This window comes from Arthrobacter sp. NamB2, from assembly GCF_005281365.1.
Lineage (GTDB): Bacteria > Actinomycetota > Actinomycetes > Actinomycetales > Micrococcaceae > Arthrobacter_D.
In genome coordinates this window covers 686,507-701,037 of record NZ_SZWI01000001.1, presented here as the reverse complement: position 1 = coordinate 701,037, position 14,531 = coordinate 686,507, and the positions used below count along the sequence as shown (strand labels likewise).

The window sequence follows — 14,531 nt, the reverse complement described above, 5'->3', positions numbered from 1 at the left end:
ACAATGCGAGGACCATGGCCGGAACCTCTCGCGCGCGCAGGCGCCTCCCCAGGATTCCCGTGCGGAGAGGGCAGGCAGCCGCGCAGTCCGCTCCCCCTGCGGAACCCGAGCGCATCCCGCGCGAGATCAGGGTGCTCATCGCCGCCGCCTTCGTGATCGCCATCGGTTTCGGTCTCGTCGCTCCGATCCTCCCGCAGTTCGCCCAGAGCTTCGACGTCGGAGTGACGGCGTCGTCGGTCATCGTGAGTGCCTTCGCCTTCACGCGCCTGGTGTTCGCGCCTGCGGGCGGCCGGCTCGTGGAGAAGCTCGGAGAGCGGCCCGTCTACATCATCGGCCTGCTCATCGTCGCTCTCTCCACCGCTGCCTGTGCCTTCGCGGCGGACTATTGGCAATTGCTCGTCTTCCGCGGGCTCGGTGGCATCGGCTCCACGATGTTCACCGTCTCCGCCATGGGGCTGATCGTCCGCCTCGCGCCGCCATCCCTCCGGGGCCGCGTGTCCGGCGCGTACGCGACCGCCTTCCTGCTCGGCAGCATCGGCGGCCCGATCCTCGGAGGCCTGCTGGGTCGCTTCGGGCTCCGCGTGCCGTTCCTCGTCTACGCCGCGGCGCTGCTCGCGGCCTCCGCCGTCGTCTTCTTCCAGCTCAAGGGCACTACCCTCGCCGACCGCCAGGCGGGTCGGCGCGAGGCACCGTTGACTGTACGCGAAGCCTTCAGGGACTCCGCGTACCGGGCCGCCCTCGTCTCGAGCTTCGCGAACGGATGGTCCTCGTTCGGAATCCGCATGGCGCTGGTTCCCCTCTTCGCAACCGCCGTCCTCGCCGCAGGACCGGAGATAGCGGGAGTCTCACTCGCCTTCTTCGCCGCCGGGACGGCCCTCGCCCTGACGGTGTCCGGGCGCCTTGCGGACTCGGTGGGACGGAAGCCCCTGGTCATCAGCGGGCTTCTGGTGAACGGCGCAGCCATGGCCGCCCTCGGCTTCTCGGCCAACCTCGTCGTCTTCCTGGCGATCTGCGTCGTCGGCGGAATCGGCACAGGCCTGCTGAACCCGGCCCAGCAGGCTGCGGTCGCGGACGTCATCGGTAACGGACGCAGCGGCGGCAAGGTCCTGGCGATGTTCCAGATGAGTTCGGACCTCGGCGCCATCTTCGGTCCGATCGTGGCCGGTGTCATCATCGACCAGCTCTTCGTCGGGGCGTACGACGTCGCCTTCGTGGTGACAGGGGCGCTCACGGTGGGTGCTGCCGTCGTGTGGCTGATGTCGAGGGAAACCCTTCCGGCACACCATCCCGGGTCAGGAACGCGCACCGACGCGGACGAGGACGAGCGACGCGCACCGGCTGCGGACCAGGACGCGTCCTCGCCGCGCACTCCCTCTCCGGAGGACTAGCGGCGCGGGGCGCCCTCGTCGAGGACCTGTTCGACCTCGGCGGCAAGGCGCTGGCTGATGACGGTCGAGACGCCGTCCCCGCGCATCGTGACGCCGTAGAGCGCGTCGGCGACCTCCATCGTGCGTTTCTGGTGCGTGATGATGATGAGCTGGCTCGATTCCCGCAGTTCCCTGAAGATGGTGATGAGCCGTCCGAGGTTGGTATCGTCCAGCGCAGCTTCCACCTCGTCCATCACGTAGAACGGCGAGGGCCTGGCTTTGAAGATCGCCACGAGCAGCGCCACCGCGGTCAGGGATCGCTCACCGCCCGACAGCAGTGACAGGCGCTTGATCTTCTTTCCCGCAGGCCTCGCCTCCACCTCGATCCCCGTCGTGAGCATGTCCGACGGGTCGGTGAGGACCAGGCGGCCCTCACCGCCCGGGAAGAGCGTCCCGAAGACGCGCTCGAACTGCTCGGCCATGTCCCGGTAGGCGGCGGTGAAGACCTGCTCCACGCGCTCGTCGACCTCGCGGATGATGTCGAGCAGATCCTTGCGTGTGGCTTTCAGGTCCGCGAATTGGGTGCTGAGGAACTGGTGCCGCTCCTCCAGCGCAGCGAATTCCTCGAGCGCGAGGGGATTCACTTTGCCGAGTGACGCGAGATCCCGCTCCGCCCGCTTCAGTCTCTTCTCCTGCTGCTCGCGCACGAACGGGACGCCCTGGGGTACCGGATTGCCGTCGTCGTCGACCGGTGCCCGCAGGGCTGCCCACTTGTCCCCGGTGACGACGTCCTCCGGTACGGGGAGGTGTGGACCGAATTCGTCGACCAGGTGGTCCGGCGTGAGCCCGAGCTCCTCGATCGAGCGGTTCTCCAGCGCCTCGATCCTCAGTCGCTGCTGGGTGCGGGCAAGTTCATCGCGGTGGGCGGAGTCGGTCAGCCGCGTCAGTTCGGTGCCGAGATCCGCCGTCGTCCTGCGGATTTCCTGCAGTTCCCTGTCCTGGTGCTCACGCAGGCGCTCGGCGGCGTCACGCTCGTCGGCCGCCACCGCGATCGACTCGGCGGCCCTCTGCTCGGCACGGCGTGCCGCCTTCGCGATGGCGGCCGCCGTGAGGGCCTGCGCCCTGCGAATCCTCGCCTTCTCTGCGGCCTGCTCGCGCGCCCGGCGCTCCGTCTGGGCAGCGCGCTCGAGGGACGCCGCCCGGTTCTCGAGCGCCGCCAGTTGTTCTTCCCGGCTACGCAGGGCCAGGCGCGCCTCCAGTTCGGCCTGCCGGGCATCGACGGCGGCCCGTTGAAGCGCATCCCGTTGTTCGGTCGACGGCTCGCCCTCGACGGGCTGCTCCTGCAGGTCCTGCAACCGCTGGGTGGCCTCCTGCAGCCGGATCTCCTCCTGTGCGAGGTTCGCTTCGGCCACCCGGACGAGGGCGGTGAGTCGTTCGGCCTCACCCGAAGCGGACCGCAGGGTCGCGTTCAGTTGTCCGAGCTTCTCCGCGACGGCGGCCATGCGCGCATCGGACTCGTGGAGTCGCTCCAGGGCGGTGTCGACACGGTGCTGCGCCGCCTGCCGCGCGGTCCTCGCTCCGGACAGGCGGAAGCGCAAGCGCTCGATCGCCGCCGAGACGTCGGCCAGTTTCGTTTCCGTCTCCTCGGCAGCTGCGCGCAGCTCGAGGTAGCCCGCAGCACCAGGGGTCCCGCCACGGGCTGCATACCGGGACAGCACGTCGCCGTCGCGCGTCACTGCCACGAGCGATGCACCACGGCGGGCACCGCCGTCGTCACCACCGAGGGCCCCCGCGTCATCAGCGCCACCAGTACCGCCAGCACCATCCTCACCGCCGTCAGCAACGCCGTCAGCGCCGCCGTCAGCACCGCCATCGCCGACGACCCTGCGGGCCTCCGCAAGATCGGCGACGACGACGATGCCGCCCAGCAGGTCCTCGACGGCGGGCTGAAGGGCCGTCGGCACTGTCACCACCGAGAGGACCGGCCTGGCTCCAGCGGCATCGGCGACGGGCGACGTCGACACCGGCGACACCGGCGACACCGGTGACAGCGCCCTCTCCCCCGAGCTGCCGTCATGTACCGGAGCGACGACGAGGGACACTTGCCCCGCATCCTCGGCCTTCAGCAGTTCCAGGGCCTGAACCGCGGCGGCTACGCTCTCGACGGTGACGGCGTCGGCAGCAGTGGACAGTGCTGCGGCCACTGCCTTCTCGAATCCCGGAGCGACCTGCAGGAGCTGGGCCAGCGGCTGCGAGACACCGTCGAGCCCTGCTGCGAGGAGCACCCCTGAGCCGTCACGCTGCTGCAGGCCCTCGCGCTGGGCCTCGAGGCGGGCTGCGAGGGCACCACGCTCACGCTCGGCTGTCCGCTCCTCCTCGACGAGTCCGGCCAGTTCCGCGTCGAGTGACAGGAGGACGGCGGAGGCCTCCTCGAACTCGGCGTCGAGGCCCTCCTCGCCCTCCTCATGACCGGCAACCTGGATCTCCAGTGCGGTGAATTCGTGCTCGGCTGTCCGGCGCCGCTCCTCCGCGGCTGCTATCGACGCACGCAGCCGGCCCAGCTCGGCAACGGCCGCCTCGACCCGTGACCGTGCCGCTCCCACCGTCCCGGCGACGCGCGCCTCACCCTCCCGTCGATCGGCGGCCAGCCGGAGCAGGCGCGCCAATCTCGCCTCCTCTTCCCTCGATGCCTCCTCCGCCGCCCGGCGCCCGTCGAGTGTCACCTCGAGTGCGCGCCCGAGGGACGCGACCTCGTCCCGTAGGCCTTCGACCTCGGTCCGGACGCGAGCCGCCTGTCGGTCGAGGTGGTCGGGATCGCGCCCCTGGTCCGGCTCGGTACCGCCCTGCCCGAGCAGGTGGCCGCGGTCCTCGGCCCGCGCAGCGAGCGCGGCGAGCTTCTCGCGCGCACTGGACAGGGCGTACCACGTGTCCCTCGCGCGCTGGAGTGCCGGAACCGAGGCCGCCGCTGCCTGCTCGAGCTCGGCCTGGCGCTGCCGACCCGTACCGAGCGCCCTCTCGACCTCGTCCCGGCGCGCCTGCAGTGCGGCTTCGGCGGCAATGTCGCGTTCGAAACTCGACCGCAGCGTCACCAGCTCGTCCGCGAGCAGGCGGGAGCGGGCGTCACGGACGGTGAACTGCACCTGCTGGGCGCGCCGCGCCACCTCGGCCTGCTTCCCGAGCGGCGTCAGCTGGCGTCGAAGCTCGGCGGTGAGGTCCGAGAGCCGGGCAAGGTTCGCCTGCATGGCGTCCAGCTTGCGGACGGTCTTCTCACGGCGACGGCGGTGCTTGAGGATCCCGGCGGCCTCCTCGATGAATCCGCGACGGTCCTCCGGTGTGGCATGCAGCACCTTGTCGAGCTGTCCCTGGCCGACGATGACGTGCATCTCCCGGCCCAGCCCCGAGTCGGAGAGGAGTTCCTGGATGTCGAGCAGCCTGCAGTTCTTGCCGTTGATGGCGTACTCGGAGCCGCCCGCTCGGAAGAGCGTGCGGGAGATGGTGACCTCGGTGTATTCGATCGGGAGCGCGCCGTCCGAATTGTCGATGGTGAGCGACACCTGCGCCCGCCCGAGTGGTGCCCGTCCCGAGGTGCCGGCGAAGATGACGTCCTCCATCTTGCCGCCCCGCAGGGTCTTGGCTCCCTGCTCGCCCATCACCCAGGCCAGCGCGTCGACGACGTTGGACTTGCCGGAACCGTTGGGACCGACGACGGCGGTGACGCCGGGTTCGAAGTCGAAGGTGGTCGCCGAGGCGAAAGACTTGAACCCTCGCACGGTTAGACTCTTCAGATGCACAGTGTCAGGATCTCCAGGTGGACGGGACCTCCCCAATCTACTGGAACGCACCGACCGTGCAGGGCATGAGGCATGCAAGACGGCGAACGCCAGGATTCCCGAGTGACCGGGCTGCGCGTTAAGAAGTAGGCTTACAAAAGTTTCAGCGGTAGCACGAAGTATCAAGCAGCATCCAGAGGCGTCCAGGCCGATCCATCAGTGGGTCCTTCACGGCCACCCACCGGCGCTGACCAGTTGACGAGGCAGGGAATTTGACCGGTAACGCGACGTTTCGACATGACAACACGGCTTTGCTCGCCGTCACGAGTGTGGAGGCGCCGGTAGTCGTCAGTTCCGCAGAGTTCGACGAACGGCTGGCCCCCAGCCTGAAGAGGCTTCGCCTCTCCAAGCGCCTTCTCGAGCGCGTGGCCGGCGTGACCGAGCGACGATGGTGGTCGCCCGGATCCGACTTCGACGACGCCGCTATTGAGGCCGGCGCGAAGGCCATGGCGGAGGCCGGTATCGAGCCCGACGACGTCGGACTCCTCATCAACACGTCCGTGACCCGGCGCAACCTCGAGCCCTCAGTGGCCGTCAAGATCCACCACTCCCTGGGTCTTCCCACGTCGGCGATGAACTTCGACCTGGCGAACGCCTGCCTCGGCTTCGTGAACGGCATGACGCTCGCCGCCAACATGATCGATTCCGGGCAGATCAAATACGCCCTCATCGTTGCGGGCGAGGATGCGCAGCGTACGCAGGAGGCCACGTTCAAGCGCCTCAATCGCGAGGACTCGACGCGCGAGGACTTCCTCAGCGAGTTCGCGACGCTCACGTTGGGTTCCGGTGCTGCAGCAGCAGTCATCGGCCCGGCGGACCTCCACCCCGGCTCGCACCGCATCCTGGGCGGTGTCTCCAGGGCCGGCACCCAGCACCACGAGCTGTGCGTGGGCGGCATCGACGGCATGTACACCGATACGAAGGGCTTGCTCGACGGGGGCCTGGAACTCGTGGTCACCGCCTGGCACGAGGCCCAGGCCGACGGCTGGTCGTGGAACGCGATGGACCGCTACGTGACGCACCAGGTCTCGAACAGCTACACCAACGCCATCATCAAGGCCGTCGACCTCGAGCGTGAGAAGGTGCCCATCACCTTCCCGCACTGGGGCAACGTGGGGCCCGCATCACTGCCCATGACCCTCGCCCAGGAGTCGCAGTCCCTGGCTCCGGGAGACCGGGTGCTGTGCCTCGGCGTCGGATCAGGCCTGAACACGTCGATGATGGAGATTGCGTGGTAGCACTCCCCGGCGTCGATCCTTCGTGGTCGACGTACATCGACGTGCCCTCGACCAGCGGATCGGATGCTCCTGGTACCAGTCACCGCTGGCACTACCTCGACAACCGGCTCGGCCTCGGCGGCGACGACGACGCCAGGGGGACGCTCCTGTGCGTCCACGGGAATCCGACCTGGTCCTACCTGTGGCGCAGTTACCTGGCGGCCGGGACCGCGGCCGGATGGCGCGTCATCGCGGTGGACCAGCTCGACATGGGCTACTCCGCCCGCACCGGAGCGTTCCGGCGCCTGGCGGACCGCATCACCGACCTCGAGGACTTCGTCCGTGCCATCGGTCTCAGCGGCTCCGTGGTCACGGTGGGGCACGACTGGGGAGGCGTCGTCAGCCTCGGCTACGCGAACCGGAACCGGGAGCACTTGGCGGGCGTCATCCTGACGAACACGGCCATCCATCAGGACCCGGACCGCCCGATCCCGGCACCGCTGAGGCTCGCACTGGCGCCGGGCGTGCACGGGATGGGCACCAGGACCACCAGAGCCTTCCTGGATGTGACTCTCGCCCTCGCCCGTCCCTCTCTGGACAGGGACGTGAGGCGTGCCTTCAGGGACCCCTACCGCAGCGCCTCGGACCGGCAGGGCATCGCCAACTTCGTCTCGGACATCCCCGTCGACGATTCGCACCCCAGCTACGCCGCCCTGACCGCGACGGCCACCGGCATCCGCAGCCTCCGCGTGCCCACCCTCATGATGTGGGGCCCCCACGATCCGATCTTCTCGGACCCATACCTCGAGGACCTCGCCCGCCGGATGCCGCACGCCGACGTCCACCGTTTCGAACACGCGGGCCACCTCGTGCAGGAGGATGCCGATACCGCTTCGACTGCCATGGAGTGGCTCGCCACCCGGAGTGTCGGAGATGCAGCGGACCACACCGACCACGGATCCTCCCCCGACGAGGTCCCGTACGTTCCGCTCGGCCGCCGCATCGACGAACTGGCAGCCGGGCCCGAGGGAGCGGTGACCGCGGTCGCCGAGATGTCCTCCTCCGGCCCGCCGCGGACACTGACCTGGCGGGAACTCGCCGACGACGTCGCCGCCGTCGCCGCAGGCCTCGAAGCCCTCGGCTACGGTTCCGGCACGAGGGTGAGTCTGCTCGTTCCGCCCGGAGTGGACCTCACCGTCCTGATCTACGCGTGCCTCCGGATCGGTGCCGTCATCGTCGTCGCAGATGCCGGCCTCGGCACCCGCGGGTTGAGCCGAGCGGTTCGGGGCTCGGCACCCGACGTCGTCATCGGCATCGAGCGCGCCCTCGGTGCCGCCCGAGCCTTCGGTTGGCCGGGGCGCCGCATCAGCGCCACTCCGCTCTCGGCGGCCAGACGGAGGGTGCTGCGTGTGGACGCGTCGCTGAACGATCTCCGCGCCGCAACTGCCCTGCCGGACGTCCTGGCGGATTCGCCGGTACCGGCCGCTGACGCCGATGCGGCAATCCTCTTCACCTCCGGCTCCACCGGACCGGCGAAGGGCGTCGTCTACACGCACCGCCGGCTCGCAGCGATGCGCGACGCCGTCGAGTCCACCCTCGGTCTGGGCCCGGGCACCGCACTTGTTGCAGGTTTCGCGCCGTTCGCCCTGCTCGGTCCTGCCCTCGGTGCGACGTCGGTGACCCCCGACATGGATGTCACTGCGCCGCGGACCCTGACGGCCCAGGCTCTCGCCGATGCGGCGGGCGCCATCGGCGCTAGCGTCGTGTTCGCCTCTCCTGCCGCCCTCCGGAATGTCCTGGCCAGCTCGGGCGACCTGAGCGCGAAGGGCAGGGAGGCCCTGCACAGGATCTCCCTGCTGCTCTCGGCAGGCGCGCCCATCCCCGTTCCCCTTCTCGAGGCCGTGCAGGGCCTCGTCCCGGCGGCGGCACTGCACACGCCCTACGGGATGACGGAATCGCTTCTCGTCGCCGACATCGACCTCGACGGCATCAGGGCCGCCGCGCGCGCTGCAGCGGCAGGGGTCGACGGAGCAGGCAACGGCGTGTGTGTCGGGCATCCCGTCCACCGTGCTCGCGTCGCGGTGAGCCCGCTCGACACAACTGGCGCGGCAACGGGCGACGTGACGGCAGCACCCGGAGTGACGGGCGAGATACTCGTCGACGCACCGCACGTGAAGGACCGCTACTTCCGGCTGTGGAAGACCCAGCAGGACTCGGCGCGCACGCGCCCGTGGCATCGCACCGGAGACGTCGGACACTTCGACGCCGATGGCCGACTGTGGGTCGAGGGCAGGCTCGGCCACGTCATCACGGCGGCTTCCGGCGTCGTGACGCCCGTCGGGCTCGAGCAGGCACTGGAGCTGCTCGAGGGAGTCCGCCTCGCTGCGGCCGTCGGCGTCGGGCCCGGCGGCACGCAGGCCGTCGTCGCCGTCGTCGAGGCGACGGCAGCGGTGCGGCGTCCACAGCTCGCTGACGCCCAGCTCGCGGCCGAGGCCCGCTCGTCCGCCCGCGAACGTGGTGTCGAACTCGCCGCGGTCATCGCTGTTCCCGCGCTTCCCGTGGACATCCGTCACAACGCCAAGATCGATCGCGCCCGGGTCGCCCAATGGAGCAGCAGATTCCTCTCCGGTACGCGGGCCGGATCGCTGTGACCGTCCTCGTCACCGGGGCCAGCGGCATGCTCGGGCGGGCCGTCGCCGAGCAACTCGTGGCCGACGGCGACGACGTCCGATGCTTCCAGCGCCGGCCGTCCGGCGTCGCCGGTGCCCACGACATCCTCGGCTCGATCGAGGACCAGTCCGCCGTCGGTACGGCGGTCCGGGGCTGCAGCGCTGTGGTCCACCTGGCGGCAAAGGTCTCCTTCACCGGGGCAGCGTCCGGCTTCGACCGCACCAATGTCGAGGGGACGAGGCTCCTGGTCGACGCGGCGCAGCAGGCGGGCGTGACCGACGTCGTGTACATCTCCTCACCGTCAGTGGCGCACACGGGGACGTCCCTCGTCGGCGCTTCGGCGGGACCGGCCGATCCCATCCGAGCACGCGGCGACTACGCGAGGACCAAGGCCACTGCGGAGCTGCTGGCCCTCAGCCGCTCCTCGAGCCGGTTCAGGGTCGCGGCCCTGCGTCCTCACATCGTGTGGGGACCGGGCGACACACAGCTGGTGGAACGCGTGGTCGACCGTGCGAGGCACGGGCGCCTGCCGTTGCTCGGCGGTGGCACCGCCCTGATCGACACCACCTACGTCGACAACGCCGCGTCCGCCATCGTCGCCTGCCTGCGCCGGATCGACGCGACGCAGGGGCAGTCGCTCGTCGTGACCAACGGCGAACCGCGCCCCATCGCAGAGCTGCTGCAGGGGATATGCGTCGCCGGCGGCGTCGAGCCGCCCCGATGGTCGGTTCCGGGAGGGCTTGCTCGGGGCGCCGGAGCCGTGATCGAGCGGACCTGGCTCCGCATGGGACGCGCGGACGAGCCTCCCATGACCCGGTTCCTCGCCGAGCAGCTCTCCACGGCCCACTGGTTCGACCAGCGGCGGACACGCGCTCTGCTCGACTGGCAGCCGACCGTCAGTATCGACGAGGGCTTCCACCGCCTCGCTGCGCACTACCGGCGCTGAATCGCCCTTTCACGCAAGAAGCGCGCACACACGCGAAAGGACGGGATGCAATGCATCCCGTCCTTTCGCTGTGTCGTCGCCGAGGGCGATTAGCGGGTGTAGTACCCGTCGACCGCCATGACGTTGACGGAGTGGATCTGCGTGCCCTGCGAAGGGTTCAGCGCACTGATCATCTGACCGTTACCGAGGTAGATACCGACGTGGCCGCCGCCGTTCTGGCTCACGAGGTCACCCGGCTGCGGGTTGCTGGTGGGCCTCAGGGAGGCGAACTGCGACCACGTGGTGCGGGGCAGGTTGATGCCGTGCTGGGCGTAGACCCACTGCACGAAGCCCGAGCAGTCCCAGGCACCGTAGGAGGTACCGCCGTAGACGTATCCCGAACCTTCGCCCTGCAGCGCAGTCGCGACGATACCGCTGACGGGTCCCCTCGACGCTGCGGACTGCGTGCTGAGGCCCGTGGAGTTTCCTGCAGTTGCGGGAGCAACGACGGCTGCCGACTGCACCGAGTACTGCTGCGGAGCAGCGGAACCACCGAGTGAGATGGACTGGCCGGGGTAGATGATGGAGCTGTACCCAAGCCCGTTGGCCGTGAACAGCGCTTCGAGGCTCAGGCCGTGGGCCGCTGCGATGCTTCCCAGCGTGTCGCCCGCCTGCACCGTGTAGCTGGCCGTCGCAGTCGTGCTGACCGCTGCCTGCTGGGTACTCACGGATTCGAGGCTGACCTCGCCTGCTGCGGCATTCGCCGGGAGCGCTGCGCCGAACATGATGCCCGAAGCGACGGCGACGACGCCGGCGGGCTTGCCTGCGACGGACGCGGTTGCCGTGACGGCACGCGACGCCGTGACGAGGGGGTTGACGCGCGTGGGGACTGCCCGGTGGCGCGCGATATGGCTCTTCTTGGACATGCTGTTGCCTTTCCCAATGCCTGCGAAGTTAGCTGTCGGGTTCGGATGGGACATCCGGACGCCTTGCCTGCAGACCACCGCCCCAAAGCTGGTCTACGCGCGTCTTTACCCCTAGGACTCGTGGAACGAGCCCGCTATCGGTTCCCCCGCCCCTGTCGAACGTGGTGTGCGAACGGTCCATCCTCATCGACAGGGTTAGGCAGAGTGAGGGTGGGCGCCCTTCCGTTGTGGAACGAGCGCGCCCTCAACGGTACGCGCCGTCCGAGCTATTGTCACGTTTGGGTTACGAGGCGCTGATCACTCGGGCGGCAATGGTGCGCCGTCGCCTACATCCTGGCGTTGCGCGGCCTGGGCTGGCAGAACGGGCACAGGAACGAGGAACGGTTCATGAAGGACTCCCTACGCATGGCCGTCTGCCTGCCCTCGTCCAGGCACCGGCGGCAGTAATGCCCCGCGCGCCCATAGGCTTCGAGCTCACGCGCGAAGTATCCCGACGCTCCGTTGACGTTCACGTACAGCGAGTCGAAACTGGTGCCACCCGCGTCGAGGGCACGCTCCATGACAGCCGTCACGGCATCGATGATCCTGACGGTGTCGGGTCGGCGCATCGTGTCGGTGGGACGGGCATAGTGCATCTTCGCGAGCCAGAGCGCCTCGTCCGCGTAGATGTTGCCGATCCCCGAGATGAGGCCCTGGTCGAGGAGGGCGCGCTTGAGTCCCGTCCGGCGCTCCCGCAACCGCCGGTGGAAGCTCTCGACGGAGAACGCGGGATCGAGCGGATCCCTCGCGATGTGCGCAGCCTGGCGCGGTATCAGCGCCAGGTTCTCCACTCCGAGTCCACCGGGTTGTCCATCGGCGGTCGGTTCGAGGTCGGTGACGAACATGCCGCCGAAGATCCGCTGATCGACGAACCGCAGCTCGGTCGGCAGCCGTCCACCCTCCTCGTCGAAGGCGGCGGAGAGCCTGAGGCGGACCTTGAGGTGCTTCTCCGTCGGGGCGTCCGGTTCTTCGATGAGCAGTTGTCCGCTCATGCCGAGATGGGACATCAGCGCGTCCCGCGGCTGGGGGTGCGGCCGGGTCGGGTCCTCGAGCGTCATCCAGAGGAATTTCCCCCGGCGCACCACGTCGCGAATGCGGGCGCCCGTCAGGTTGCCCACGAAATCCTCGGCGCCGAGGACGTGCCTCCGCAGGGACCGGGGATCGAGCACGTCCACCGCCTCGATGCTGCGGCCCGCGGCCCAACGGACCAGTCCGCGTCGGACCACCTCGACCTCGGGCAGCTCGGGCACTCAGGCCCTGTCTGCCTGCTGGGCTCCGGCTCCGGCCGGCTCGCCGTCCGCCTGCTGGGCCCCGGCCGGATCACCGCCGACCGGAGTCGCCGGACGGTCCGAGAGGAGCTTCCAGGACTCTGCGGCCGCCGCCTGCTCGGCCTCTTTCTTCGAATGGCCGCATCCGGATCCGTACTCGACGCCGCCGATCACCAGGCGCGCCGTGAAGGTGCGCGCGTGGTCGGGGCCTGTTCCCTCTACCTGGTAGTCGATTGGGCCCAGGCGCCGACCGGCGGCCGTCTCCTGGATCCGGGTCTTCCAATCGGTGCCCTCACCAAGGATCGCGGAGTCGCGCAGCAAGGGCGCGATCAGCCGCATGACCATGGCGCGTGCAGTCTCGATGCCGTGGCTCAGATAGGCGGCACCGATGACCGCTTCCATGGTGTCCGCAAGGATGGACGCCTTGTCCCGTCCGTTGGTGAGCTTCTCCCCCTGGCCCAGCAGCACGTGGCTGCCGAGGTCGAGGCCGCGCGCCACGCCTGCGAGTGCCTTCGTGCTGACCACCGCGGATCTCCGCTTGGCGAGCTCACCCTCGGACAGGCCGGGGTTGTCCCTGTACAGGGCATCGGTGACCGCAAGACCCAGCACGGAATCGCCCAGGAACTCGAGGCGTTCGTTCGTGGGTATGCCGCCCTTCTCGTAGGCGTAGGACCGGTGCGTCAGGGCAAGACGAAGCGTCTCGGTGTCGATATCGACACCGAGACGCTTCGTGAGTTCTGCTGTATTTTTCACAACCGCATCAGCTGATCCAGCATCGGACGGAAGCCCGCTCAGGCAGGAAGCCCGAGCGGGTCACGGTCCGTTGTCAGACGTCGGCTACCTTGCGGCCCTTGTACTCAAGGAACAGCGGGGTACCGGCTGAATCGGTAACAACCTTGGCCTGGTGGGCGAGGCTGTAGGTGACGCGACCGTTCTCGAGGGTCTTGACCAGCTTGGGGGCGGTTGCCTTCCACTGGGACCGGCGTGCACGGGTATTCGCGCGGGACATCTTCCGCTTCGGGACAGCCACGGCTAACTCTCTTCTCTCTCGTCTGACTCTGACTTTGGTGCCGCGTCGTTCTCTGCGGCGGTGCCCGCCAACCCTGCGAGGGCTGACCAGCGAGGGTCCAAAACTTCGTGGTGGTGGTCCGGATCGTCATTGAGCTGGGCTCCACATTCGGAGCACAGGCCCTTGCAATCCTCCCGGCACACCGGCTGGAAAGGCAGCGATGTGACCACCGCGTCCCGCAGCACGGGCTCCAGATCGACCGAATCGTTCTCCACCCTGTGCTGTTCTTCTTCCTCTTCCACCGACAGCGACTCGGAGTCGCTGTAGAAGAAGAGCTCCTGGAGGTCCACCTCGCGGTCGAACCGCAGTGGCTCCAGGCAACGGCCGCACTCGCCGGTTACCTCGACGTTCGCCGTTCCCGACACCAGGATTCCCTCGTGCACCGATTCGAACCGCAGGTCGAGCTCCATCTCGGAACCCTCCTGCACGCCGATCAGCGCGACTCCGAAGTCCTTGGGCGCCGGTACATGTTCTTCGATTGTCCGCATGCTTCCCGGACTGCGTCCGAGATCCTTGACACTGAAAGTCAAAGGCGAACTGAGATCGCTTTTAATGGTGACTCCTGTAGAACATATGACCGACGTACCATCCTAGCCTGATGAGGCGGGCAGTCCCAAAACGCGCCGCTCGAGGGCCATAGCACCTGGCGTGCCCGGTCCGCCGGTGGGTGCGCGGCAGGGCTGCCCTCCGGACGGGCCCCCGGCGGACGCCGGGTTACGGCACGAGTCGACGTAGGACGGCGTCCGGCACGAAGGGACCCACGTCGCCACCGAGCGACGAGACTTCCTTGATCAGGGTGGACGAGACGTGGGCGAGCTGCGGCGCGGTCGGCAGGAAGACCGTCTCCACGTCGCCCAGGTGACGGTTCATGGTGGCCATGGGCATCTCGTAGTCGAAGTCCAGGCCCGACCTCAACCCCTTGATGAGCGCCGTCGCGCCCTGTTCCCTGCAGAAGTCGGCCAGCAGCCCCGATCCCAACGGGAGGACCGTCACCTCGGGCAGGTGCGCGAGGCTCTGCGCGCAGAACGCCATGCGTTCGTCGATGCCGAACCGGTACTTCTTCGCATAGTTCGTCGACACCGCCACGACCACCTCGTCGAAGAGCCGGGCAGCCCGGCCGATCACATCCACGTGTCCGTTGTGGATGGGGTCGAACGATCCTGGGCAGACGGCGCGTGTCATACACCCCACGGTACCCAGTACCGAGGTGCGCGGGATAT

At 68.8% G+C, this 14,531-nt stretch carries 11 protein-coding genes and 1 riboswitch; of the genes, 4 read left to right on the top strand and 7 right to left on the bottom strand.

Annotated elements, in window-relative coordinates; genetic code table 11:
* Positions 1-14: 14 nt before the first annotated feature.
* Positions 15-1,388 (top strand): MFS transporter, encoded by a 1,374-nt coding sequence (locus FDK12_RS03175; RefSeq protein ID WP_137368151.1) that lies wholly within the window; start codon positions 15-17, stop codon positions 1,386-1,388.
* Here FDK12_RS03175 and FDK12_RS03170 read toward each other — a convergent pair.
* Positions 1,385-5,158 (bottom strand): AAA family ATPase, encoded by a 3,774-nt coding sequence (locus FDK12_RS03170; RefSeq protein WP_137368150.1) that lies wholly within the window; start codon positions 5,156-5,158, stop codon positions 1,385-1,387. The two genes, FDK12_RS03175 and FDK12_RS03170, sit on opposite strands and share 4 nt — an antisense overlap.
* Positions 5,159-5,409: 251 nt before the next feature.
* Between FDK12_RS03170 and FDK12_RS03165 the strand changes: the two genes are divergently transcribed.
* The 3 genes from FDK12_RS03165 to FDK12_RS03155 are packed head-to-tail and all read left to right on the top strand — an operon-like array spanning position 5,410 to position 10,030.
* Positions 5,410-6,435: a 3-oxoacyl-ACP synthase III gene (locus FDK12_RS03165; RefSeq protein ID WP_137368149.1), complete on the top strand. Its 1,026-nt coding sequence runs from the start codon at positions 5,410-5,412 to the stop codon at positions 6,433-6,435.
* Positions 6,429-9,065 carry an alpha/beta fold hydrolase gene (locus FDK12_RS03160; RefSeq protein WP_137368148.1) on the top strand — a complete coding sequence of 879 codons (2,637 nt, stop codon included), beginning with the start codon at positions 6,429-6,431 and terminating at the stop codon, positions 9,063-9,065. The genes FDK12_RS03165 and FDK12_RS03160 overlap by 7 nt, the downstream gene beginning before the upstream one ends.
* Positions 9,062-10,030 (top strand): NAD-dependent epimerase/dehydratase family protein, encoded by a 969-nt coding sequence (locus tag FDK12_RS03155; protein WP_137368297.1) that lies wholly within the window; start codon positions 9,062-9,064, stop codon positions 10,028-10,030. The genes FDK12_RS03160 and FDK12_RS03155 overlap by 4 nt, the downstream gene beginning before the upstream one ends.
* Before the next feature lie 89 nt (positions 10,031-10,119).
* Here FDK12_RS03155 and FDK12_RS03150 read toward each other — a convergent pair whose 3' ends face one another.
* The 6 genes from FDK12_RS03150 to coaD form a co-directional block, all read right to left on the bottom strand.
* The gene (locus FDK12_RS03150; protein ID WP_137368147.1) at positions 10,120-10,935 is read right to left on the bottom strand and encodes a C40 family peptidase; all 816 of its coding nucleotides are present in this window, start codon (positions 10,933-10,935) and stop codon (positions 10,120-10,122) included.
* Between the two features lie 2 nt (positions 10,936-10,937).
* A riboswitch (cyclic di-AMP (ydaO/yuaA leader) is annotated at positions 10,938-11,147 on the bottom strand.
* A gap of 114 nt (positions 11,148-11,261) precedes the next feature.
* Positions 11,262-12,224 carry a bifunctional DNA-formamidopyrimidine glycosylase/DNA-(apurinic or apyrimidinic site) lyase gene (gene mutM, locus FDK12_RS03145; protein ID WP_137368146.1) on the bottom strand — a complete coding sequence of 321 codons (963 nt, stop codon included), beginning with the start codon at positions 12,222-12,224 and terminating at the stop codon, positions 11,262-11,264.
* Positions 12,225-12,995 (bottom strand): ribonuclease III, encoded by a 771-nt coding sequence (rnc, locus tag FDK12_RS03140; protein WP_137368145.1) that lies wholly within the window; start codon positions 12,993-12,995, stop codon positions 12,225-12,227.
* A gap of 73 nt (positions 12,996-13,068) precedes the next feature.
* Positions 13,069-13,272, bottom strand: coding sequence for a 50S ribosomal protein L32 (gene rpmF / locus FDK12_RS03135; protein ID WP_043445822.1), 204 nt, complete (start codon positions 13,270-13,272; stop codon positions 13,069-13,071).
* A gap of 2 nt (positions 13,273-13,274) precedes the next feature.
* Positions 13,275-13,841 (bottom strand): YceD family protein, encoded by a 567-nt coding sequence (locus FDK12_RS03130; protein ID WP_104118483.1) that lies wholly within the window; start codon positions 13,839-13,841, stop codon positions 13,275-13,277.
* A gap of 184 nt (positions 13,842-14,025) precedes the next feature.
* Positions 14,026-14,493 carry a pantetheine-phosphate adenylyltransferase gene (coaD, locus tag FDK12_RS03125; RefSeq protein WP_137368144.1) on the bottom strand — a complete coding sequence of 156 codons (468 nt, stop codon included), beginning with the start codon at positions 14,491-14,493 and terminating at the stop codon, positions 14,026-14,028.
* Positions 14,494-14,531 lie beyond the last annotated feature (38 nt).